Annotated in this window: 21 protein-coding genes and 1 riboswitch; of the genes, 8 read left to right on the top strand and 13 right to left on the bottom strand. The window is 62.7% G+C overall.

Annotation, left to right across the window (positions count from 1 at the left end):
• Window positions 1–79: 79 nt before the first annotated feature.
• The 10 genes from AC13EY_RS06785 to ahcY form a co-directional block, all read right to left on the bottom strand.
• Window positions 80–610: a glycine zipper 2TM domain-containing protein gene (locus AC13EY_RS06785; RefSeq protein ID WP_482877721.1), complete on the bottom strand. Its 531-nt coding sequence runs from the start codon at window positions 608–610 to the stop codon at window positions 80–82.
• Between the two features lie 205 nt (window positions 611–815).
• Window positions 816–1,481, bottom strand: coding sequence for a lysophospholipid acyltransferase family protein (locus AC13EY_RS06780; RefSeq protein WP_228245502.1), 666 nt, complete (start codon window positions 1,479–1,481; stop codon window positions 816–818).
• 7 nt (window positions 1,482–1,488) lie between these two features.
• Window positions 1,489–2,445, bottom strand: coding sequence for a phosphatidate cytidylyltransferase (locus AC13EY_RS06775; RefSeq protein WP_228245501.1), 957 nt, complete (start codon window positions 2,443–2,445; stop codon window positions 1,489–1,491).
• Window positions 2,445–3,101, bottom strand: a complete 657-nt coding sequence (locus AC13EY_RS06770; protein WP_228245500.1) for a CDP-alcohol phosphatidyltransferase family protein — start codon at window positions 3,099–3,101, stop codon at window positions 2,445–2,447. Before AC13EY_RS06770 ends, AC13EY_RS06775 begins: the two co-directional genes overlap by 1 nt.
• Window positions 3,098–3,529, bottom strand: coding sequence for a hypothetical protein (locus AC13EY_RS06765; protein WP_228245499.1), 432 nt, complete (start codon window positions 3,527–3,529; stop codon window positions 3,098–3,100). The genes AC13EY_RS06770 and AC13EY_RS06765 overlap by 4 nt, the downstream gene beginning before the upstream one ends.
• 138 nt (window positions 3,530–3,667) lie before the next feature.
• Window positions 3,668–4,267 carry a DUF3617 family protein gene (locus AC13EY_RS06760; protein WP_228245498.1) on the bottom strand — a complete coding sequence of 200 codons (600 nt, stop codon included), beginning with the start codon at window positions 4,265–4,267 and terminating at the stop codon, window positions 3,668–3,670.
• A gap of 133 nt (window positions 4,268–4,400) precedes the next feature.
• The gene (locus tag AC13EY_RS06755) at window positions 4,401–6,038 is read right to left on the bottom strand and encodes a DEAD/DEAH box helicase (RefSeq protein WP_228245497.1); all 1,638 of its coding nucleotides are present in this window, start codon (window positions 6,036–6,038) and stop codon (window positions 4,401–4,403) included.
• Window positions 6,039–6,459: 421 nt separating this feature from the next.
• On the bottom strand, window positions 6,460–7,197 hold the full coding sequence (locus AC13EY_RS06750) for a substrate-binding periplasmic protein (protein WP_088274407.1): 738 nt from the start codon (window positions 7,195–7,197) through the stop codon (window positions 6,460–6,462).
• Between the two features lie 71 nt (window positions 7,198–7,268).
• Entirely contained in the window at window positions 7,269–8,114 is an 846-nt protein-coding gene (gene metF / locus AC13EY_RS06745; RefSeq protein ID WP_228245496.1) for a methylenetetrahydrofolate reductase [NAD(P)H], read from the bottom strand.
• Window positions 8,115–8,244: 130 nt separating this feature from the next.
• Window positions 8,245–9,648, bottom strand: a complete 1,404-nt coding sequence (gene ahcY / locus AC13EY_RS06740; protein WP_228245495.1) for an adenosylhomocysteinase — start codon at window positions 9,646–9,648, stop codon at window positions 8,245–8,247.
• A 20-nt stretch (window positions 9,649–9,668) separates the two neighbouring features.
• A riboswitch (S-adenosyl-L-homocysteine riboswitch) is annotated at window positions 9,669–9,751 on the bottom strand.
• Between the two features lie 103 nt (window positions 9,752–9,854).
• Between ahcY and AC13EY_RS06735 the strand changes: the two genes are divergently transcribed.
• On the top strand, window positions 9,855–10,316 hold the full coding sequence (locus AC13EY_RS06735) for a c-type cytochrome (protein ID WP_228245494.1): 462 nt from the start codon (window positions 9,855–9,857) through the stop codon (window positions 10,314–10,316).
• A gap of 159 nt (window positions 10,317–10,475) precedes the next feature.
• On the opposite strand, the gene metK is transcribed toward AC13EY_RS06735, so the two are convergent.
• On the bottom strand, window positions 10,476–11,660 hold the full coding sequence (gene metK / locus AC13EY_RS06730) for a methionine adenosyltransferase (protein ID WP_482877716.1): 1,185 nt from the start codon (window positions 11,658–11,660) through the stop codon (window positions 10,476–10,478).
• Window positions 11,657–12,670 (bottom strand): ArsR/SmtB family transcription factor, encoded by a 1,014-nt coding sequence (locus tag AC13EY_RS06725; RefSeq protein WP_088274417.1) that lies wholly within the window; start codon window positions 12,668–12,670, stop codon window positions 11,657–11,659. The genes metK and AC13EY_RS06725 overlap by 4 nt, the downstream gene beginning before the upstream one ends.
• 220 nt (window positions 12,671–12,890) lie before the next feature.
• Here AC13EY_RS06725 and tkt point away from each other — a divergent pair, with 220 nt between their 5' ends.
• The 7 genes from tkt (at window position 12,891) to AC13EY_RS06690 (ending at window position 20,401) form a co-directional block, all read left to right on the top strand.
• Complete coding sequence (gene tkt / locus AC13EY_RS06720; RefSeq protein WP_228245493.1) at window positions 12,891–14,891, top strand: transketolase; 2,001 nt, start codon at window positions 12,891–12,893, stop codon at window positions 14,889–14,891.
• A gap of 94 nt (window positions 14,892–14,985) precedes the next feature.
• Window positions 14,986–16,023: an erythrose-4-phosphate dehydrogenase gene (gene epd / locus AC13EY_RS06715; protein WP_228245492.1), complete on the top strand. Its 1,038-nt coding sequence runs from the start codon at window positions 14,986–14,988 to the stop codon at window positions 16,021–16,023.
• 59 nt (window positions 16,024–16,082) lie between these two features.
• The gene (locus AC13EY_RS06710) at window positions 16,083–17,243 is read left to right on the top strand and encodes a phosphoglycerate kinase (RefSeq protein WP_228245491.1); all 1,161 of its coding nucleotides are present in this window, start codon (window positions 16,083–16,085) and stop codon (window positions 17,241–17,243) included.
• Between the two features lie 142 nt (window positions 17,244–17,385).
• Complete coding sequence (fba, locus tag AC13EY_RS06705) at window positions 17,386–18,450, top strand: class II fructose-bisphosphate aldolase (RefSeq protein ID WP_228245490.1); 1,065 nt, start codon at window positions 17,386–17,388, stop codon at window positions 18,448–18,450.
• A 48-nt stretch (window positions 18,451–18,498) separates the two neighbouring features.
• Window positions 18,499–18,783 carry a hypothetical protein gene (locus AC13EY_RS06700; protein WP_228245489.1) on the top strand — a complete coding sequence of 95 codons (285 nt, stop codon included), beginning with the start codon at window positions 18,499–18,501 and terminating at the stop codon, window positions 18,781–18,783.
• Window positions 18,784–18,813: 30 nt separating this feature from the next.
• Window positions 18,814–19,287, top strand: a complete 474-nt coding sequence (locus tag AC13EY_RS06695; protein WP_088274429.1) for a hypothetical protein — start codon at window positions 18,814–18,816, stop codon at window positions 19,285–19,287.
• A gap of 19 nt (window positions 19,288–19,306) precedes the next feature.
• The gene (locus AC13EY_RS06690; protein ID WP_482877713.1) at window positions 19,307–20,401 is read left to right on the top strand and encodes a PQQ-dependent sugar dehydrogenase; all 1,095 of its coding nucleotides are present in this window, start codon (window positions 19,307–19,309) and stop codon (window positions 20,399–20,401) included.
• Window positions 20,402–20,405: 4 nt separating this feature from the next.
• Here the strand turns inward: AC13EY_RS06690 and AC13EY_RS06685 are convergent, their stop codons facing one another.
• A complete protein-coding gene (locus AC13EY_RS06685; RefSeq protein WP_088274433.1) occupies window positions 20,406–21,434 on the bottom strand; it encodes a helix-turn-helix transcriptional regulator in 1,029 nt (342 codons plus the stop codon).
• Window positions 21,435–21,554 lie beyond the last annotated feature (120 nt).

Genomic DNA, 21,554 nt, shown 5'->3' with positions numbered 1-21,554 from the left:
AGTCGGGTGGAAATAGGCCAAAATGGCCAGAGTTGAAGGCGATTTGCGGAGCAATGTCGCCAAGAACAGGTTCGCTGCATCAAAAATTCAGTTGATCGACACCGGTAATGCGCAAATCTGAATTGATCAGCGATTCCTTAGCCGATTTGGTGGAGCGATACGGCTGATTGATCAGCGACATGTTTGGTACGGCCGCTACGCTGGGCGCCCGTTTCACTGCAACTTGGCGCTCGACAGTCTCGCTACTGACGGCAGTAATAGTTGCGCTAGCACCACTGTGGCTGGAGGTCCACTGACGGCTTTGGCCATCAGCTGAATATTGGAGGGCTTGCTGGGTCTGTTGCGCGAGTGCCTGACGATCCCGCTCGTCCAGCTTGGAGCCAATTGTTTTGCCAAGATAGCCACCGGCAAGTGCGCCCGCAATGATGGCGGCGGTGCGACCGTTGCCATCGCCCACTTGGCTGCCAAGCAGCGCTCCGGCGGTTACGCCAATGAGTGTTCCAATGTTTTCCTTGTTGGCCCACTGATTTTCAGACAGGTTTGCGCAGCCTGCGCTGGTGGCGATTGCAGTGCCGAGGGTGATGGCGAGGGAAATCCGATTTGCTTTCAAAGGCCTGGTCCTGTGCGTATGTATGATCAATGCGAACAGGGGAAGGATAGGCAGGCTCCTGCTGCCGGCGATCATCCCTGAGCGCGGCATTATTATCTATAAAATGTAGTGGCAAAACAATGGCGTCAATACTATGGCGACCCCAGCTGAAGTCGCTTGTTTATTGACGGCTGCGCCTCGCGCAGCCGCTATCGGCGCGCGAGGCTTACTCATCCTCCCAGCGCGCATCCCGTTTGGTGATGCACTGAGCCAGCAGGCCTTCCAGCGAGGTCTGCAGGTCCTGCATGAAGGCGTTGCTGTCTTCACCCGGCAGCAGTGCTTCACCAATCACCACATCGGCATTGAACGGCACGATCATCGAGCCGCCCTTGGGCAGGGCGCGCCCAAGGCCGTGCATGGCAATCGGCACCACCTGAGTGCCGGCGTGGCTGCGGGCGAGGTGGTAGACACCCTTGCGCAACGGCTGCAGCTGCTCCGGGTCGCCGCGACTGCCCTCGGGGAACAGCAGCAGAATCTGACCATCGGCCAGCGCCTGCTGGCACTGCTCGAACACCTGATCCTTGTCGACCTGACCCTGCCGATCCAGCGGAATGATGCCGATCAGGTTCAGCGACAGCCAACTGGTGAAGCGGTTGCGCAGGAAATAATCCGCTGCCGCCACCGGGCGTACCCGGTGCAACTCGCCAAGCGGATACAGGGCCATCAATACAAGGGTGTCCAGGTGGCTGTTGTGGTTGGCGGCCAGGATCGCCGGGCCGTGGCTCGGCAGGCGTTGCTTGTTGTAGATGTTCAGGCCAAGCAGCAGGTACACCACGGGCTTGACGATCAGCAGAAAGAACAGCTGTTTGGGCAGGCGCTTGATCACGGACATGGCGGCCTCAGTAGGTGGTGTAAACGAGGAAGTGGAAGAACAGCGGCGCGGTATACATCAGGCTGTCGATACGGTCGAGGATGCCGCCGTGGCCCGGAATCAGCTGGCTGGTGTCCTTGATGCGCAGGTCACGCTTGACCGCCGATACGGTCAGGTCGCCGATGAAGCCGGCCAGACCGATCAGCAGGCCTGCGGCCAGTCCGAGACCCCAGCCGATTGGCGTCAGCCAGGGAGCCAGCACGGCGCCGAGCAGGGTGGTGGTGGCGACGCCGCCGAGAAAACCGGCCCAGGTCTTGTTCGGGCTGATTGCCGGGACAATCTTGCGGTTGCCGAACTTCTTGCCCCAGATGTACTGGGCCACGTCGTTGAACTGGGTCAGGAACACCAGATACAGCACCAGACCTACACCACCGCCCGCTGGGTTTTCATCGGCGGGCAGCATCAGCAGATAGGCGACATGGCTGATGGCGAACACCGTGGTCATGGTTGCCCACTGATAGGATCCGACCGCGCGAATGAAGCCCTTGGTTTCACCCAGCATCAAGAGGCCGAAGGGAATGAGCAGGAACAGGTAGACGGGAATGAAGACGATAAACATCCCGTACCAGCCTAGTCCAACCCAGTAGTACTGCAGCGGTACGGCCAGATACAGCGCGAGGATCAGGCGGCGGTCGGTGACGCGGACCGGCAGGATCGAGAAGAATTCACGCAGGGCGATAAAGCTCAGGATGGTGAAGAAGACCAGCGAGGCGGTGGGGCCAATCATCAGTGCGGTAAACACCACGCCGACCATTACCCACCAGGAGTTGATGCGCTGTTTCAGCTCCAGATAGCCGTCGTCGCTCAGGCGCGGGCGCAGGATCAGTTGGGTGATGCTGGCGATCACCAGCATGGCGACCACCACCAGCATGGCGTTCAGGGTATTGGGTGTGAGGTCGAGCATGAAGGGCAGGCCGATATCCATTATTCAATCCCCCGGCGTTGCAGGCGTAGATAGGCGCCGATCAGACGGCGCAGCACCGTCAGGCCGCTGCCGACGGCGATGACAATCAGGCTGACCCACAGAATCAGCCCCGGGTGCTGCCACAACGGATCAAACGCCGATAGCACGCAGGCGCCGGTCAGCAGGGCCATGCGTTGCTGCTTGGCCATCGGCCCGCGAAAGTCGGCTGGCAGCCCGAGCGAGACACCGAGTACGCGTACATAGGCGGTCATCACGGCCAGCAGTGCGCCAAGCCAGGCCAGCCACTGGGCCGACTCGAAACTGGGCAGGGCAAAGCCGCAGGCAACGATCAGCAGCGGATCGGCAATGCGATCCGGGACATCGTTGAACAGCTCGCCCGCCGGCGTCTGCTTGCCGCCCTCCATCGCCACCATGCCGTCGAACAGGTTGCACAACAGGCGCAGCTGGATGCACAGGGCGGCGACGATCAGCCAGATCGAGCGCTCGCCGCCCGCCTGCTGACCGGACCAGACGAGCGCAGCCGCACCGGCCAGTGCGCAGATCACACTGAGCACGGAAATCTGATTGGGGGTAACGCTGCGCTGGCTGAGCCAGGCGGCGAAGCGGGTCATGATCCGCTGATCGCGGATCTTCAGTGGGCGGCGATTGCTGGTCATGGTGTCTCGTTGTTGAGGGTGAGGGTGAGGGCGCGGGCCTGGCGATGCAGGCGCACGCTCAGAAACAGGCAGTAGGCAAAGGCCATGCTGCTCGGAGGAATGATGGTTTGCCAGAGCGCGGGCGTTTGATGCCAGCGGTGCAGCAGGAAGAGCAGGGCAAAGCTGGCGCTGACGATGATCAGCGCCGGCAGCAGTACGCGCAGTGGATTATCCGGCAGACGGCGAAACAGTGTAGTGACGGCCATGGCCATCAGCAGGGTGAGGATGCCGCTGAAGGTACCTTGCAGCAGGCCGGCCATCAGCGCATGTGACGTATCGTTGTGCCAATTGGCAAACAGGGCCCAGGCGCCCCAGATCAGGAAGGCGAGCAGCGCTGCGACCAGACGGCCGCGCCAGCTGTTGGCGTTATCCGGGGTTGTTGCAGACATGTACGCTCCCTGTCACTGCACGACGCCGGCACAGGCCGGGTGGGGGAGAATAACCCGATGACGTCAGGCAGGCGAGCCCTGCTCTGCACTGATGTGAAGCAGCGCAAGACTCTTTGTGGTGGGCACGGTTGACACAGCTCAGTAGGGCGGGGCGTTGCCGCAATCGCTGGATTGCCAGCGGCTGATCTGCCGATGAGACAGGGTTACCTCGCCATCGCCGGGGCCGGCATCCGGGCCGAGTAAGCCGGCCGGCAGCGCATAGGCGCCCTGGCCATTGAAAGTAGAGCGCATTTCAGTGCTGGAGAGCATTTCAATTGTGCCGCTCATGTCGCCGGTGAACCCGTCAGGATCGTTGCAGCGACCGGTGAACTGCAGGGCGTCAGCGCTGGACTGGCTGATCTTGAAGTCGCATTTGGGCATATTCTCCCGTGCATCGCGCAGCAGGGCTTGCGGGTCGGTCAGGGTTTTTGCAATGTCGGCTGTAATGCATTGGCGCTCCCCAACCTGTTCTTCAGTACCGAGCATTTCCTCGGCCATGGCCCGTTGCTCCGGAGGGAGGCTGTTGAGCATGTTGGTGCGCATCTCGCGCATACGCGCCTGCATATCGACACCGTTGATCAGGGTGGTACTTTCGCTGATCCACAGGCCCGGTTTTGGCGAGGTGTCGAGCTGCTGGGCGCAGAGCAGGGCAGGAGCAAGGGCGAGGGTGGAGAGCAGTGCAAGCCGTGGCAGAGTCATGAAACGGTCCTTGTGACGTAAATACCTTCAAGGACTATAGCCGCTGATGAAGCTGCTGTGCAGCGTTGATGATGCGGGGCGTGATCGTTGCACAAAAAAACGGGGGCGCATGGCCCCCGTTTCGTTTTCGACCTCAGCGTGGGCCGAGCAGTGCCGGCTTTTCGCGCTGCGGGCGGCCACCCGGTTTGCCTTTGGCGGGTTTACGATCCTCGACCTCCGGCTCAATGCGGTTGCCGAGTGCCTGACGGCGGCGTTCGATAGCGACCGGATCTTCCGGAGCATGAATGCCCGGCATTACCCGTGGCTGGCCGGCTGCGCGCTGTCGTTGCTGATGCGGACGTTGCTCGCCGCGCTGGCGGTCGTCGCGACGCTGGCCGCGTGGCTGGCCGTTTCCGCCGTTACCCTTGCCGCCGTTGCCGGCATTCCCGCCGTTCGCGCGGGTGCCTTGGCCTTGGCCTTGCGATTGGCCCTGGCCTTGGCTGGTGCGTTTGGCGGTCTGGCCACCCTGGCCGCGGTTGTTGCGCGCACCGCCATTGCTGTTGCTGCGCGCGTTCTGGCCACGCGGGCGCTCGCTGCGTTCGCCACGCTCACGCTCCGGGCGATCACTGTTCAGTTCGGCTTGGGCCGGCGGCTCGAAGCCCTCCAGTGAGCCCTCCTCGATGCGCTGCCTGGTCATGCGCTCAATCGAACGCAGCAGCTTGTCCTCGTCCGGGCTGACCAGCGACACCGCTTCGCCGCTGCGACCGGCACGGCCGGTGCGGCCGATGCGGTGGACGTAGTCTTCCGAGACGTTGGGCAGTTCGAAGTTGATCACGTGGGGCAGCTGATCAATGTCCAAGCCGCGGGCGGCGATATCGGTAGCTACCAGAATGCGCAGGGTGTTGGCCTTGAAGTCGGCCAGTGCCTTGGTGCGTGCGCTCTGGCTCTTGTTGCCATGAATCGCCGCCGCTGGCAGACCGTTCTTGACCAGGTACTCGGCCAGACGGTTGGCTCCGTGTTTGGTGCGGGTAAAGATCAGCACCTGTTCCCAGGCGCCCTGGGTGATCAGATGGGCGACCAGCGCACGCTTGTGGCCGGCAGCAACGCGGTAGACCTTTTGATTGATGCGCTCGACGGTGGTATTCGGCGGCGTGACTTCGATACGCGCCGGGTTGTCGAGCAGCTTGTTGGCCAGATCGGTGATGTCTTTCGAGAAGGTCGCGGAGAACAGCAGGTTCTGACGCTTGGCCGGCAGTTTGGCGATGACCTTCTTCACGTCATGGACAAAGCCCATGTCGAGCATGCGGTCGGCTTCGTCCAGCACCAGTACCTCTACCTGCGACAGATCGACAGCCTTCTGACCGACCAGGTCAAGAAGGCGGCCCGGGCAGGCAACCAGAATATCGAGGCCGGGAGCGATGGCTTTCATCTGCGGGTTGGCGCCAACGCCACCAAAGATGCAGGTGGACTTGAGTGGCAGCTCGGTAGCATAGGCGCGAATGCTGTCGTGCACCTGAGCTGCCAGCTCACGGGTCGGGGTAAGTACCAGCACGCGAACCTGTTTGGCGCCCGGGCGCTTGCCGGCGGGCTCGCCAGCGGGGAATAGACGTTCGATAACCGGAAGTGCAAAACCGGCGGTCTTGCCGGTACCGGTCTGTGCCGCAACCATCAGGTCGCGGCCTTCGAGAACAGCCGGAATCGCTTGCAGCTGAACCGGGGTGGGCGTGGTGTAACCAGTGGCTGCCACGGCGCGTACCAACGCGTCCGACAGGCCCAAGGAGGCAAAGGACATTCAGAATAACCCTGTGATGGCCGTTGCGAACGTGCAGAGGGCAGCGGGCAGGTGTCTGGCACCGTGCGGCTGCCGCGTGTCCGTGCGGCCTGGAATGAAAGAAAGCAGTGTGTGACGTCGCACGCGCGCTACAAGGGCTCAGCGACACCGGCGCTTGGCAATGGCGTACGGGAAATGCCCCGGACAGACCGTGCCGAACAGTCGATTGGTGCTTGAGCGCTCGCCCTGAGTGACTGTCGCGGTCAACCGCTCTCTGCGTGGCGGTGGTGCGACGGGTCCTGGCATGTCTTCGATAGTGCGCCTGATGCGCAGTTGATCGGAAGGCCAGAGAGCATGCGGAGTTGTTCAGTGCTTCCTGAAGCCCGGCGAGTATAACAGAAAGGGAGCCGCCGCATAGTGCCGACTGGCAGGCGCTGCCTGACTATTGCAGACCATAGCGATACAGCAGGTGCAGGTAGTCGTCCGACTGCTTGAATTGCTGCAATGCCTCGCTGAAGCGCTTTGCGAGGTCGGCCAGCGCCGGCGTTCGCGCGAATGCCAGGTAGAGCTCGCCGCTGCTCAGTTGAGTGTCATGGTGGGCGATCCGATCATTCAGTCCGAGTTGTCTGATGGTGTACAGGCCGACCCTGCGGTTGATCGGCAGCATGTCGACGCGACCATGCTCCAGCATCAGCAGACAGGCTTCGATTGCAGGACAGGGCCAGCGCTCGAAGTAGTTGGCGGCCTTGAACTCATCGTTTCCGTAACTGTAACCGGCGGAGATACCGATACGCAGACCGCGTAGGTCTTCGATTCGGGTGAACGGAAATGGCTGGCTCTTGCGATAGAACAGCACTGTCTCGCTGTGGGAAAGCGGCTCGCTGGGGTAGTGGTACGTCTGGCGGCGCTGGTCGTTGATGCCTATATCGAGAATGGCGTCGGCATTGCCCTCGCGCACCTCATGCTGGGCCCGCTTCCAGGGCATCATTCGCCATTTGGGGTCATAGCCCAGCTCACGCAGCAGCCTGTCGCTGACCTCGTAGTCGATGCCACGGATAGTGTTGTTCTCTTCAAATACGTAGGGTGGCCATGGCTCGCTGACAATGGTCAGCTGTTCGGCTTTGAGTGGGCTGGCTGACAGTGCCAGGGCGACGGCCAGAAGGCCATGAAATCGGTTCATGGCCGCAGTCTAGCGTGCTTTTGCGGTGCTCGCATGTTCGGGCTGCCGGGGTCGCCGGTAGCCCGTCCGGCTCAGCGATCGCCCTGCAGATTGCGCACAACGGCAAGGCTGGGTTCGGCCTGGTTGAGGGTGTAAAAGTGCAGGCCGGGCGCACCGCCATCGAGCAGGCGCTCGCACAGCTGACTGATCACCTCGGTACCGAAGGCGCTGATGCTGTCGCTGTCGTCACCGTAGGCTTCCAGCTGCTTGCGGATCCAGCGCGGAATCTCGGCGCCGCAGGCGTCGGAGAAGCGTGCCAGCTTGGTGTAGTTGGTGATCGGCATGATGCCTGGAATGATCGGGATGTCGATCCCTGCCTGGCGCACCCGGTCCACGAAGTGGAAGTAGCAGTCGGCGTTGAAGAAGTACTGGGTGATCGCGCTGTCGGCACCGGCGCGGGCCTTGCGGATAAAGTTCTGCAGATCGGTTTCAAAGTTCGGCGCCTGCGGGTGCGATTCCGGGTAGGCGGCGACTTCGATGGTGAAGTGATCGCCGGTCTCGGCGCGGATGAACTCGACCAGCTCGTTGGCGTAGCGCAGCTCGCCGCTGGCGTGACCCATGCCGGAGGGCAGGTCGCCGCGCAGGGCGACGATGCGCTGGATGCCGTTGGCACGGTAGTCGTTGATCAGGGTGCGCAGGTCTTCGCGCGAGTCGCCGACGCAGGACAGGTGCGGTGCGGTCGGAACCTTCACCTCGCCGTCCAGCTGCAGCACGGTGCGGCGGGTGCCGTCACGGGTGGATCCGCCGGCACCGTAGGTGACGGAAAAGAATTCAGGGCCTGCCGCAGCCAGGGTCTGGGCGGTGGCGAGCAGTTTTTCGTGGCCGGCTTCGGTCTTGGTCGGGAAGAACTCGAAGCTGATGGGGGCGTTGGTCGTCATTATCTCTCTACTCTTGGAAGGGCGTCAGCTTCAAGCCTCAAGCTGCAAGCGGCAAGCAACCCCCGGAAACCCGTGCCCGCCAGCGAGGCGGGCAGGGCTCTTGAGGCTTGCAGCTTGCGGCTGACAGCTATCAATAGCGATAGCTGTCGGGCTTGAACGGGCCTTCGACGGTGACGCCGATGTAGTCGGCCTGGGTCTTGGTCAGCTGGGTGACGACGCCACCGAAGCCCTTGACCATTTCCAGTGCGACTTCTTCGTCCAGCTTCTTCGGCAGCACTTCAACGGTCAGCGCGGCGGCCTTGTCGGCTGCAGACAGATCGGCGAACTTGCGCTCGAACAGGTGGATCTGTGCCAGCACCTGATTGGCGAAGGAGCCGTCCATGATCCGCGAGGGGTGGCCGGTGGCGTTACCCAGGTTCACCAGACGGCCTTCGGCCAGCAGGATCAGGTAGTCGTCGTTGGTGGCGTCAACGGTCTTGCCGGTGCGGTGAATCTTGTGCACCTGCGGCTTGACCTCTTCCCAGCCCCAGTTGGCGCGCATGAAGGCGGTATCGATCTCGTTGTCGAAGTGACCGATGTTGCAGACCACCGCGCGTTTCTTCAGTGCTTTCAGCATGCCGGCGTCACAGACGTTGGCGTTACCGGTGGTGGTGACGATCAGGTCAATCTTGCCCAGCAGCGCGGCGTCGATGCAGGCGTCGGTGCCGTCGTTGATGCCGTTGTGGTACGGGGAGACGACTTCGAAACCGTCCATGCAGGCCTGCATGGCGCAGATTGGGTCGATTTCGGTGACCTTGACGATCATGCCTTCCTGGCGCAGCGACTGTGCAGAACCCTTGCCCACGTCACCGTAACCGATGACCAGCGCCTGCTTGCCGGATAGCAGGTGGTCGGTACCGCGCTTGATCGCGTCGTTCAGGCTGTGGCGGCAGCCGTACTTGTTGTCGTTCTTGCTCTTGGTGACCGAGTCGTTGACGTTGATTGCCGGGACCTTCAGGGTGCCCGCTTTCAGCATGTCGAGCAGGCGGTGCACGCCGGTGGTGGTTTCTTCGGTGATGCCGTGGATCTTGTCCAGCATCGCCGGGTATTTCTTGTGCAGGATTTCGGTCAGGTCGCCGCCGTCGTCCAGCACCATGTTGGCGTCCCACGGCTGACCGTCCTTGAGGATGGTCTGCTCGATGCACCATTCGTACTCTTCTTCGGTCTCACCCTTCCAGGCAAATACCGGGATGCCGGCGGCAGCGATCGCAGCAGCGGCCTGATCCTGGGTTGAGAAGATGTTGCAGGAAGACCAGCGTACTTCGGCGCCCAGGGCAGTCAGGGTTTCGATCAGTACGGCGGTCTGGATGGTCATGTGGATACAGCCCAGAATCTTGGCACCCTTGAGCGGCTGCTCGCCGGCGTACTTGCGGCGCAGGCCCATCAGCGCGGGCATTTCCGACTCGGCGATGATGATCTCGCGGCGGCCCCAGTCGGCCAGGCTGATGTCGGCGACCTTGTAGTCGGTAAAGGCGTTATTGATCACGGCACTCATCTGATTTCTCCATTCGTGGTTGCGAATGGGCGCGGTTAAATGTCGCACGCCCCGGACGAGCCTGGCAGCGGCTGGAGCCGCTGCTGCAGCGCCCCTCGTCCGGGGCTGAAGTTACCCGGTCAGGCTGTTCGCACAGGAACACGCCTTGGCCGGAATCGGTTCAGAGGCGATACTGTCGCCCCTCCTGTATGTCGTCTGGATGAAACATGATCGCTGTTCCATACCGAAAACTCGTTGTCGCCCTGTTGCTCGGCGCGGCTTTGGCCGGCTGCAACAATGAACCTGACCCCAACTCGCACGAAGGCAAGCGCCAGGCGCTGTTCAAACAGATGCTGCGCCAGACCGAGCCGATGAGCGGCATGCTGACCGGGCGCGTTACCCCCAGCATGGGCGAGTTCATGAACAAGGCCGATACCCTGGCCCAGCTCGCCGATCAGCCCTGGGAGCACTTCCCGACCCCGGGCGATGACCCCGAGCCGAACCGCACCAAGGACACCGTCTGGTCCGATCCCGAAGGCTTTGCCCTGGCCATTGATGACTTCAAGGCCAAGGTCGCCGACCTGCATGCCGTTACCTCTGTCGGCATCAAATCCCTGGACCAGGCAGCTGATGAGCTGCGTGCGGTCCAGCAGTCCTGCAAAAGCTGTCATGACAGCTATCGCCAATAAACCCAGCTGGAAGCCTTAAGCTGGAAGCTTCAAGCAGTCCGAGTTGTATTGGGCTGCTTCTATCGGTCTGCCCGGCGCTTGATAGTGCTGGGCGTAGATCCACGCTGACTTGGCTTCCAGCTTCCAGCTTCCAGCTTCCAGCTTCCAGCCGCTACGCCGTCAGGCGTCCGCGCGCAGCGCGTCGGCCTTGTCTGTTTTCTCCCACGGGAAGGCGGTGAAGGTGTCACCCTTGACGGTCATCTCGAACGGGTTGCGGCCGAAGTGGCCGTACGCGGCGGTCGCGCGGTACATCGGGTGCAGCAGGTCGAGCATGCGGGTGATCGCATACGGGCGCAGATCGAAGTGCTGACGCACCAGCTGGATGATCTTCTCGTCGCTGATCTTGCCGGTGCCGAAGGTATTGATCGATACCGAGGTCGGCTGCGCCACGCCGATGGCGTAGGAAACCTGAATCTCGCACTTGTCGGCCATGCCGGCAGCGACAATGTTCTTGGCGACGTAGCGGCCGGCGTAGGCGGCGCTGCGGTCAACCTTGGACGGATCCTTGCCGGAGAACGCGCCGCCACCGTGACGCGCCATGCCGCCGTAGGTGTCGACGATGATCTTGCGACCGGTCAGGCCGCAGTCGCCCACCGGGCCGCCGATGACGAACTTGCCGGTCGGGTTGATGTGGTACTGGGTGGCGGCGTGCAGCAGTTCGGCCGGGATCACCTTTTTGACGATCTCTTCCATCACCGCTTCGCGCAGGTCCGCCTGGCTGATGTCCGGGTTGTGCTGGGTCGACAGCACGATGGCGTCGATACCGGTGACGATGCCGTTCTCGTAGCGGCAGGTGACCTGCGACTTGGCGTCCGGGCGCAGCCAGCCGAGGCTGCCGTCCTTGCGCGCTTCAGCCTGACGCTCGACCAGACGGTGAGCGAAGGTAATCGGGGCCGGCATCAGCACGTCGGTTTCGTTGCTGGCGTAGCCGAACATCAGGCCCTGGTCACCGGCGCCCTGATCTTCCGGCTTCTGGCGGTCAACGCCCTGGGCGATGTCCGGCGACTGCTTGCCGATGATGTTGATCACGCCGCAGGTGGCGCCGTCGTAGCCGACGTCCGAGGAGGTGTAGCCGATGTCGCAGATGACGCCGCGCACCAGGTCTTCGAGGTCGACCCAGGCGCTGGTGGTGATTTCACCGCCGACGATGGCAACACCGGTCTTGACCATGGTTTCACAGGCGACCCGGGCAAATTTGTCTTCGCTCAGGATGGCGTCCAGAACGGCGTCGGAAATCTGGTCAGCCAGTTTGTCCGGATGGCCTTCGGACACGGATTCGGAGGTGAAAATCGAGTAATCGCTCATGGGTCTTTCCTGTCCTCGGGAGAAGGGGATTCGGGTTTGGCCAGCTGCAGCAGTTGCAGCTGAAAGCCGTTACGCAGGCCGATGTACTGGCTGTTGCCCGGACGCAGTCCGGCAGCCTCGGCCCAGCGCGCAATATCATCCTGGTCAAAGCCTAGCCACAGATCGCCGCAGCTGTCGCGTACCCAGCTCTGGTCGTGGCTGCACAGCTCGGTCAGCACCAGGCTGCCACCGGGTTTGAGCAGTGCGGCAAAGCGCTTGAGCGCTTCAGCCGGCGCCGGCATGTGGTGCAGCACCATGTTGCAGACCACGCAGTCAGCCAGCGGCAATTGCTGCGGCAGCAGGGCGTCGGCGAGCAGGCAGTCCACGTTGTCGAGGCCCGCGTCCTGACACTGCTGGCGCGCGCGCTCAAGCATGGCCTCGGCGTTGTCGAGTCCGACCACGCGCTCGAAGCGGCTGGCCAGGCTGGGCAGAAAGCCGCCTTCGCCCGGACCAATCTCGATGGCCAGTTGCCGGGCCGGCAGCGGCAGGGCGTCGATCAGGGTCAGCAGCGGCTCGCGGTAGATGCCAAAGTGGGCGATCAGGTCCTGCTGCGCCGGGGTGCCATCGGCAAAACGGGCAAAGAACTGGCGTGACAGCTCTGCACGCTGGGCGTGCACTGCAGCAATGGCTTGCTGCAGTTGGGCGTCATCCGGCTGGCTGTCGAGTTCGTTCAGCAGTTGGCTGTGCAGCCGATGCCAGGGCTGTTCAGTGACCGGCAGGCTGCGACGGTAAAAGATCGAGTTGCCTTCGCGGCGCGTGCTCACCAGCCCTGCGTTTGCCAGCACCTTGAGGTGGTGGCTCATGCCGGACTGGCGCATGCCGAAGATCTGCGCCAGTTCCAGCACGCCGAACGAGTCGCTGCGCAGCACCCGCAGGATATCCAGCCGCAACACATCGCCAGCGGCCTTGCAAAAGGCGGCCAGGTCGTCGGTCTGACTGGGGGTGGCGGGAAGGTGCGCAATCTGGTTCATGTGGCGCAGTTTAGTTTTGATCGGGCGTCGCCGCAACGGCTATATCAAAAAACTTTGATATAGGCCCCTCCGTTCGTCCGGCGAGCGAACGATAACTGCACTCGGAACGGTGTTTTCATTGCCCGAAACGGCCGTTTGCGCGAAAATGCCCGCCTTCTTTTCCCGGCCAGCCGCGTGTTGCGGCAAACGCCCCATGCCTTGCCAACCACAGGAGTTGTTCATGCCCAGTCGTCGTGACCGTGCCAATGCCATTCGTGCCCTCAGCATGGATGCCGTGCAGAAAGCCAACAGCGGCCACCCCGGTGCGCCCATGGGTATGGCGGATATCGCCGAAGTGCTGTGGCGCGACTATCTGAAGCACAACCCGGCCAACCCGAATTTCGCCGACCGCGACCGCTTCGTGCTGTCCAACGGTCACGGCTCGATGCTGATCTACTCGCTGCTGCACCTGACTGGCTACGACGTCAGCATTGACGACATCAAGAACTTCCGTCAGCTGCACAGCAAAACGCCGGGCCACCCGGAATACGGCTACACCCCGGGCGTTGAAACCACCACCGGCCCGCTGGGGCAGGGCATTGCCAATGCCGTGGGCATGGCGATCGCCGAGAAGGTGCTGGCTGCGCAGTTCAACCGTGAAGGTCACGAGGTTGTCGACCACAACACCTACGTGTTCCTCGGCGACGGCTGCATGATGGAAGGCATCTCTCACGAAGTCTGTTCACTGGCCGGCACCCTGGGTCTGGGCAAGCTGGTTGCGTTCTACGACGACAACGGCATCTCCATCGACGGTGAAGTCGAAGGCTGGTTTACCGACGACACGCCCAAGCGCTTCGAGTCCTACGGCTGGCAGGTGATCCGCAATGTCGACGGCCACGATGCCGACGAGATCAAGACCGCCATTGAGACCGCACGCAAGAATACCGAGCAGCCGACCCTGATCTGCTGCAAGACCATCATCGGTTTCGGTTCGCCGAACAAGCAGGGCAAGGAAGAGTGCCACGGCGCAGCACTGGGCGAGGCGGAAATCGCCGCTACCCGTGAAGCGCTGAACTGGCCGCACGCCCCGTTCGAAATCCCGGCTGACATCAAGGCCGAGTGGGACGCCCACGAGGCCGGCGCCAAGGCCGAAGCCGCCTGGAACGACAAGTTTGCCGCCTATCAGGCTGCCTTCCCGGAACTGGCTGCCGAGCTGCAGCGTCGTCTGGCTGGCGATCTGCCGGCTGACTTCAGCGCCAAGGCCGATGCCTACATCGCCGAAGTGGTTGCCAAGGGTGAAACCATCGCCAGCCGCAAGGCCAGCCAGAACACCCTGAACGCCTTTGGCCCGCTGCTGCCGGAAATGCTCGGCGGCTCCGCTGACCTGGCCGGCTCCAACCTGACCCTGTGGAAGGGCTGCAAGGGTGTCGAGGCGGCTGACGCCTCAGGCAACTACCTGTTCTACGGTGTACGCGAATTCGGCATGACCGCGATCATGAACGGTATCGCCCTGCACGGCGGCTTCGTGCCCTACGGCGCGACCTTCCTGATCTTTATGGAATACGCTCGCAATGCCGTGCGCATGTCGGCACTGATGAAGCAGCGCGTAATCCACGTCTACACCCACGACTCCATCGGTCTGGGCGAAGACGGCCCGACCCACCAGCCGATCGAACAGCTGGCCAGCCTGCGCGGTACGCCGAATCTGGACACCTGGCGTCCGGCCGACGCGGTTGAGTCGGCGATTGCCTGGAAATACGCGCTGGAGCGTGCCGACGGCCCGAGCGCGCTGATCTTCTCGCGTCAGAATCTGCCCCATCAGGAGCGCGATGCCGAGCAACTGGCCAACGTTGCTCGCGGCGGTTACGTGCTGAAGGACTGCGACGGCGAGCCTGAACTGATCCTGATCTCGACCGGCTCCGAAGTCGGCCTAGCGGTCAACGCCTGGGCTGCCCTGACCGAACAGGGCCGCAAGGTGCGCGTGGTGTCCATGCCGTCGACCAGTGTGTTCGACCAGCAGGACGCCGCCTACAAACAGTCGGTACTGCCGCTGGAAGTGGGTGCTCGCATCGCCATCGAAGCCTCCCACGCCGACTTCTGGTACAAGTACGTCGGCCTCGACGGCCGCATCATCGGCATGCAGAGCTTCGGCGAATCCGCCCCGGCTGCAGCGCTGTTCGAGGAATTCGGTTTCACCCTCGACAACGTGCTGGCAGCGGCTGAAGAGCTGTTGGAAGACTAAACCAGCGGCAAGCCTCAAGCCTCAAGCTGCAAGTGGCGCTCTGCCTGCTTGCAGCTTGCAGCTTGCAGCTTGCAGCCAGGCGGAGCCTGCTGTTATGTCCCACCCGCGTCCCTATAAAATCGCTCTGAACGGCTACGGCCGGATCGGTCGCTGCGTGCTGCGCGCGCTGCACGAGCGCGGTGATCTGGATGTGCAGGTGGTGGCGCTGAATGATCTGGCCGACCGTGACAGTATTGAATACCTGACCCGCTTTGACTCCACGCACGGTCGCTTTCCGGGCGAGGTGCGGGTCAGCGGTGACTGCTTGCAGATCAACGGGCAGGCGATTCAGGTATTGCGCGAGGCCGAGCCGGAAGGGGTTGACTGGCGCGGGCTGGATATCGATCTGCTGCTGGAGTGTTCCGGCCAGTACACCACCCGTGAACAGGGGCTGCGCTTTGTTCACGCCGGGGTGCCGCGGGTGCTGTTTTCGCAGCCGATGGCAAGCGAAGAGGCGGTCGATGCAACGCTGGTGTATGGCGTCAATCACGCCAGCCTGCCGCGCGACGCTCGTCTGGTGTCCAACGCCTCCTGCACCACCAATTGCAGCGTGCCGCTGCTCAAGTTGCTGAACGAAGTGATCGGGCTGGAGTACGTTTCCATCACCACCATTCATTCGGCAATGAACGATCAGCCGGTGATCGACGCTTACCATCACGCTGACCTGCGCCGCACCCGTTCGGCATTCCAGTCGGTTATTCCGGTCTCGACTGGTTTGGCACGCGGCATCGAGCGGCTGCTGCCGGAGCTGGCCGGGCGCATTCAGGCCAAGGCGATTCGGGTACCGACGGTAAATGTGTCGGCGCTGGATATCACCCTGCAGACCGCGCGCGACACCAGCGCTGCTGAAGTCAATGCGCTGCTGCGGGCCGCCGCCGAAGGCGACTATGCGGGACTGCTCGATTACACCGAGCTGCCCCACGCCAGCTGCGACTTCAACCACGACCCGCACTCGGCGATTGTGGATGGCAGCCAGACCCGCGTTTCCGGCCCGCGGTTGGTGAATCTGCTGGTCTGGTTTGATAACGAATGGGGTTTTGCCAACCGCATGCTGGATGTTGCCCAGTACTGGCTGGCGCAACCTGTCGAATGACTTGAGCGCGGCCAACGGCGGCGCAACTGATTAACCCTTATTGAACGAAGGAGCGGGCTATGACCGTACTGACCATGAATGAGCTGGACCTGAACGGCCAGCGTGTACTGATTCGTGAAGACCTCAACGTGCCGGTCAAGAACGGCAAGGTCGCCAGCGACGCGCGTATCGTTGCCTCGCTGCCTACCATCAAGCTGGCGCTGGAGAAAGGCGCTGCAGTCATGGTCTGCTCACACCTGGGCCGCCCGGAAGAGGGCGTGTTCAGCGAAGAGAACAGCCTGGCACCGGTTGCTGCCTACCTGAGCGAAGCGCTGGGCCGCGACGTACCGCTGGTGCGCGACTATCTCGGCGGTGTCGAGGTCCGGCCGGGCGAGCTGGTGCTGCTGGAAAACGTCCGCTTCAACAAGGGCGAGAAGAAGAACACCGACGAGCTGGCTCAGCAGTACGCGGCGCTGTGCGATGTGTTCGTGATGGATGCCTTCGGCACCGCCCACCGCGCCCAGGGTTCGACCCACGGCGTTGCCAAGTTTGCCAAGGTCGCCTGCGCCGGTCCGCTGCTGGCCGCCGAGCTGGACGCGCTGGCCAAGGCGCTGGACAAGCCGGCCCGCCCGATGGTGGCCATTGTTGCCGGCTCCAAGGTTTCGACCAAACTGGACGTACTGACAGCGCTGTCGGACAAGTGCGACCAGCTGATCGTTGGTGGCGGTATTGCCAACACCTTCCTCGCGGCCGCCGGTTACAAGGTTGGCAAGTCGCTGTACGAAGCCGACCTCGTTGATACCGCCAAGTCCATTGCCGCCAAGGTCAGTGTGCCGCTGCCGGTTGACGTGGTGGTTGCCAAGGAATTTGCCGAGTCCGCCACTGCCACTGTCAAGGCCGTCGCTGACGTGGCTGACGATGACATGATTCTCGACATCGGCCCGCAGACTGCAGCGCAGTTTGGCGAGATGCTCAAAGCCTCCGGCACCATCCTCTGGAACGGCCCGGTTGGTGTCTTCGAGTTCGACCAGTTCGGCGAAGGCACCAAGGCGCTGGCGCACGCCATCGCTGCCAGTGAGGGCTTCTCGATCGCCGGTGGTGGTGACACCCTGGCTGCCATCGACAAGTACGGTGTTGCCGAACAGATTTCCTACATCTCCACCGGTGGTGGCGCCTTCCTCGAGTTCGTCGAGGGCAAGGTACTGCCGGCTGTCGAGATTCTGGAGCAGCGTGCGCGCTAAGCACAGCTGCAAGCCTCAAGCTGCAAGCGGCAAGGGGTGACCAGCCTCAGGTCAGGCGGGTAGACTGTCGGGATCGCCCGGACAGCTTGCCGCTTGGGGCTTGTCGCTTGCCGCAACGACTTTTTTAACGGAGAGATTGATTATGGCTCTTATCAGCCTGCGCCAGATGCTCGACCACGCCGCCGAATACGGTTACGGCGTGCCCGCTTTCAACGTCAACAACCTGGAGCAGATGCGCGCCATCATGGAAGCGGCCGACAAGACCGATTCCCCGGTGATCGTGCAGGCCTCTGCCGGCGCCCGCAAGTACGCTGGTGCGCCCTTCCTGCGTCACCTGATCCTGGCTGCCATCGAGGAGTTTCCGCATATTCCGGTGTGCATGCACCAGGATCACGGTACCAGCCCGGACGTGTGCCAGCGCTCGATTCAACTGGGCTTCAGCTCGGTGATGATGGACGGCTCGCTGAGGGAAGACGGCAAGACCCCGGCCGACTACGACTACAACGTCCGCGTGACCCAGCAGACCGTGGCGTTCGCCCACGCCTGCGGTGTGTCCGTGGAAGGCGAGCTCGGTTGCCTGGGCAGTCTGGAAACCGGCATGGCGGGTGAGGAAGACGGCGTTGGCGCCGAGGGCGTGCTGGATCACAGCCAGCTGCTGACCGACCCGGAAGAAGCCGCGGCCTTCGTCAAGGCCACTCAGGTTGATGCTCTGGCGATTGCCATCGGTACCAGCCACGGCGCCTACAAGTTCACCAAGCCGCCGACGGGCGATGTGCTGTCAATCGAGCGCATCAAGGAAATCCACAAGCGCATCCCCAACACCCACCTGGTAATGCACGGTTCCTCCTCGGTTCCGCAGGAGTGGCTGAAGGTGATCAACGAGTTCGGCGGCGACATCAAGGAAACCTATGGCGTGCCGGTCGAAGAGATCGTTGAGGGCATCAAGCACGGCGTGCGCAAGGTCAACATCGATACCGACCTGCGTCTGGCGTCCACCGGTGCCATGCGCCGCATGATGGCCGAGCACCCGAGCGAGTTCGACCCGCGCAAGTTCTTCGCCAAGACCATCGACGCCATGCGCGACATCTGTATCGCCCGCTACGAAGCCTTTGGCACCGCCGGCAATGCCTCGAAGATCAAGCCGATCTCCCTGGAAGGCATGTTCCAGCGTTACGCCAGTGGCGAGCTGGAAGCCAAGGTTAACTGAGCACTGAAGGGGCGGCGCAAGCCGCCCTTTTTGCAACAGGACAGAGATATGAGCAATCAGGACGAACAGGACGACGAGTCCTTCGCCGAGGCCCGCCTGATCGAAGCGATCGAGAATCAGCTGGCTGCCGGTGAGCCACCTGCTGCGCTGGCGACCATGAACAAGCTGACGCTGGTCGGTTATGCGCGCGAGGATATTCTCGAGCTGATGGCGCAGGTTCTGGCCCATAGCATCAACCAGATGCTGGAGCAGGACGCTGCCTTTGATACTCCCGCCTACGAGCAGGCCTTGCGCAATCTGCCGACCCTGCCCGATGGAACTGACGCGAGCTGAGTGCTCGCACTGCGTAACAGGATAACGACAATGAAATTGATGACCGTACTGCGGATCGTCTTCCTCTATCTGCTGGCCGTGCTGGTGGCGACCCTGCTGGGCTCGCTGGTCCAGACCCAGTTCAATCTGGCCGCACTGCAGGCCATGGACGTGCCGGTTGATCTGGCGACCCGTGCGCAGAGCAGTCTGCATGACCTGCTGACCTTTACCCCGATTTTCGTCGTCATGGTTGCGGCGACCCTGCTGCTGGCGCTGCCGCTGGCCGAGGCACTGGGGCGCATCTTCAAGCCTTGGCGCTGGCTGCTGTATTTTCTGGGTGGGTTTGTCGGCATCTGGGCGGCCTTCACCCTGGCAAACACGCTGCTGCCGATGCCGACTTTTATCGCGGCGACTCGCGAAACATCCGGCCTGTTGAGCATGATGGCGGCAGTCGGTCTGGGCAGCGCGCTGTTCGGCCGTTTGACCAAACCCAAGGCGCGGCGCGGGCTGCGTGTGCTCGGTTAATCCTGCAAGGAGACAGTTAATGAACAGGTTCACTCTGGTCGGCGCCGCCCTGGCGCTCTGTGCAGGCCCGGTTGCGGCGGCGGACTATCAGATCGAAACGGTCGCCGAGGGACTGAGCAATCCGTGGTCACTGGCGTTTCTGCCGGATGGCGGCATGCTGGTCACCGAGCGTGCCGGCCAGCTGCGCCTGATTGGCGCTGACGGCACGCTGCGTGCCGAACCGGTAGCAGGCGTGCCCGAGGCCTTCGTCAACAGTCAGGCGGGTCTGATGGATGTGGCGCTGGCGCCTGATTTCGCCGAATCTGGCGAGCTGTTCCTCAGCTACAGCTGCGGCACGCTGGAAGCCAACCATACTTGTCTGGCGGCGGCGACCTTCAATGGTACGGCGCTGGAAAATACCCACGAGATCTTCCGTGTTCAGCCAGCCAAGCGCGGCAGCGCGCATTATGGCGGGCGCATCGCCTTTCTGCCGGACAATACCCTGCTGCTGACGCTTGGGGATGGCTTTGATTACCGCGAGCAGGCGCAGAACACTGGCAATCATCTGGGCAGCATCGTGCGCCTCAATCGTGATGGCTCGGCGCCGGCTGACAATCCCTTCGTTGCCCAACAGGGGGCGCTGCCGGAGCTCTACAGCATCGGCCACCGTAATGTGCAGGGGATCGTGGTAGACGGCGAAGGTCGCGTGTTCAGCCACGAACACGGCCCGCGCGGTGGCGACGAGCTGAACCTGATTCAGGCCGGTCACAACTACGGTTGGCCGAAGATCACCTACGGTGTCGACTATAACGGCTCGCAGATCTCGCCCTACACCGAATTGCCCGGGCTGGAGCAGCCGCTGACCTACTGGGTGCCGTCGATTGCGCCGTCCGGGATGGCGCTGTATCAGGGGGATCTGTTCCCTGAATGGCAGGGCAACCTGCTGATCTCGGCGCTGGCGGGCAGGGAAGTCCGCCGCGTGGCATTGGATGGCGATACGGTCAGCGCGCAGGAGTCCCTGTTCACCGAGCTGGGCCAGCGCTTTCGTGATGTGCGCAGCGGTCCGGACGGCGCCGTCTATCTGCTGACCGACAGCCCCGCTGGCAAGGTGCTGCGGGTAGTGCCGGCCAACTGACGCCCTAGCGGGTTGCCTGGCTGTGCTGCCGGTAGGCGCGCGGCGGGCAACCCAGCCAGCGCCGGAAGGTGCGGCTGAAATTGCTGGTGTCCTGATAGCCGAGCCGCTCGGCAATCAGCTCCACGCTCAAGTCCGTGTGTTCCAGCAGCCAGCAGGCCTGCTCGCTGCGTACCTCATCCAATAGTTGCTGATAACGCACGCCCTCGTTGCCCAGGTGGCGAATCAGGGTGCGCGCAGTCATATGCTCCTGCGCAGCCATTTGGGCCAGGGTTGGGTAGTGGTACTCGCAACCGAGCAGGCGTTTCTTGATCCTCTCACTCAGGTCGCCGCCCCGGAGCTGGTGCTGCAGTTGGTGTTCGCAGTCGCGCAGAGCCTGACGATGGGCATCCGGATCGGCTCCAAGGCACGCCTGGGCAAACAATCCTGCCGGCAGATGGAGGCGCAACGCATCGCTGCCGAATATCCATTTCCCGGCATGGCCGGCCACCTGATCGGCCCAGTCCGGCCGCGGTAGCGGCCATTCAAGGGTAACCTCCTGCTGCAGTGGCAAGCCGCTGACCGTTTCCAGCAGTCGCAGCATGCCGGTAGCAAAGTGCCCCAGCAGGTATTCGCGAACCTGCGACGGGGTCTGCTCTTCATCCAGGCGCAGCACTGGCGGCTCGACCTGTTCGATGACGAAATGGCCCAGATGCTGGCGCAGACTGGAGTAGTGTTCAACCACTTCGACGGCGGCCCTGATGGTCGGTGCGGTGACGGCGGCATAGCCACCGGGACCATGGGCCGAGACGTCGGTGTGCATGCCGACCGCGAATCCCAGGCCGGGATGGCCGGTCAGGGCGATGGCGCTATCAAGCAGTTTGGTCAGGGTTTCCAGGCTGAGGAACTGACTGTCCTGCTGGAGGATGTCCCAGTCGACGTCGCTGGCACTGCGAATGGCGTCGGGGCTGAAGCCGAGGCGACGCAGCTCGGCATGGACCAGACGGGCGTAGACGGTATGTGCTGCTGGACTCAGCCAGGACTGATCGGGGGGCATGGTCGGCCTTGCTGTTGTTGTTGGTAGGGTCGCGTCCAATGGCTGTCACAATATGACGGTTTATTGCCGCTTGCAACGGGTGGCCGTCGATGACCGCAGGCGCATGATGTGTCGAGGCAT

The organism is Halopseudomonas sp. L-58, from assembly GCF_056859475.1.
Note: the sequence above shows the minus strand (reverse complement) of the source record. Positions and strands in the feature narration are given on the sequence as shown.

Excerpts from the sequence above, each read along its gene's own strand:
- AC13EY_RS06780 (WP_228245502.1), bottom strand. The coding sequence starts at position 1,481 with ATGTCCGTGATCAAGCGCCTGCCCAAACAGCTGTTCTTTCTGCTGATC.
- AC13EY_RS06775 (WP_228245501.1), bottom strand. The coding sequence starts at position 2,445 with ATGGATATCGGCCTGCCCTTCATGCTCGACCTCACACCCAATACCCTG.
- AC13EY_RS06770 (WP_228245500.1), bottom strand. The coding sequence starts at position 3,101 with ATGACCAGCAATCGCCGCCCACTGAAGATCCGCGATCAGCGGATCATG.
- AC13EY_RS06765 (WP_228245499.1), bottom strand. The coding sequence starts at position 3,529 with ATGTCTGCAACAACCCCGGATAACGCCAACAGCTGGCGCGGCCGTCTG.
- AC13EY_RS06760 (WP_228245498.1), bottom strand. The coding sequence starts at position 4,267 with ATGACTCTGCCACGGCTTGCACTGCTCTCCACCCTCGCCCTTGCTCCT.
- AC13EY_RS06755 (WP_228245497.1), bottom strand. The coding sequence starts at position 6,038 with ATGTCCTTTGCCTCCTTGGGCCTGTCGGACGCGTTGGTACGCGCCGTG.
- AC13EY_RS06750 (WP_088274407.1), bottom strand. The coding sequence starts at position 7,197 with ATGAACCGATTTCATGGCCTTCTGGCCGTCGCCCTGGCACTGTCAGCC.
- metF (WP_228245496.1), bottom strand. The coding sequence starts at position 8,114 with ATGACGACCAACGCCCCCATCAGCTTCGAGTTCTTCCCGACCAAGACC.
- ahcY (WP_228245495.1), bottom strand. The coding sequence starts at position 9,648 with ATGAGTGCCGTGATCAATAACGCCTTTACCGACTACAAGGTCGCCGAC.
- AC13EY_RS06735 (WP_228245494.1), top strand. The coding sequence starts at position 9,855 with ATGATCGCTGTTCCATACCGAAAACTCGTTGTCGCCCTGTTGCTCGGC.
- metK (WP_482877716.1), bottom strand. The coding sequence starts at position 11,660 with ATGAGCGATTACTCGATTTTCACCTCCGAATCCGTGTCCGAAGGCCAT.
- AC13EY_RS06725 (WP_088274417.1), bottom strand. The coding sequence starts at position 12,670 with ATGAACCAGATTGCGCACCTTCCCGCCACCCCCAGTCAGACCGACGAC.
- tkt (WP_228245493.1), top strand. The coding sequence starts at position 12,891 with ATGCCCAGTCGTCGTGACCGTGCCAATGCCATTCGTGCCCTCAGCATG.
- epd (WP_228245492.1), top strand. The coding sequence starts at position 14,986 with ATGTCCCACCCGCGTCCCTATAAAATCGCTCTGAACGGCTACGGCCGG.
- AC13EY_RS06710 (WP_228245491.1), top strand. The coding sequence starts at position 16,083 with ATGACCGTACTGACCATGAATGAGCTGGACCTGAACGGCCAGCGTGTA.
- fba (WP_228245490.1), top strand. The coding sequence starts at position 17,386 with ATGGCTCTTATCAGCCTGCGCCAGATGCTCGACCACGCCGCCGAATAC.
- AC13EY_RS06700 (WP_228245489.1), top strand. The coding sequence starts at position 18,499 with ATGAGCAATCAGGACGAACAGGACGACGAGTCCTTCGCCGAGGCCCGC.
- AC13EY_RS06695 (WP_088274429.1), top strand. The coding sequence starts at position 18,814 with ATGAAATTGATGACCGTACTGCGGATCGTCTTCCTCTATCTGCTGGCC.
- AC13EY_RS06690 (WP_482877713.1), top strand. The coding sequence starts at position 19,307 with ATGAACAGGTTCACTCTGGTCGGCGCCGCCCTGGCGCTCTGTGCAGGC.
- AC13EY_RS06685 (WP_088274433.1), bottom strand. The coding sequence starts at position 21,434 with ATGCCCCCCGATCAGTCCTGGCTGAGTCCAGCAGCACATACCGTCTAC.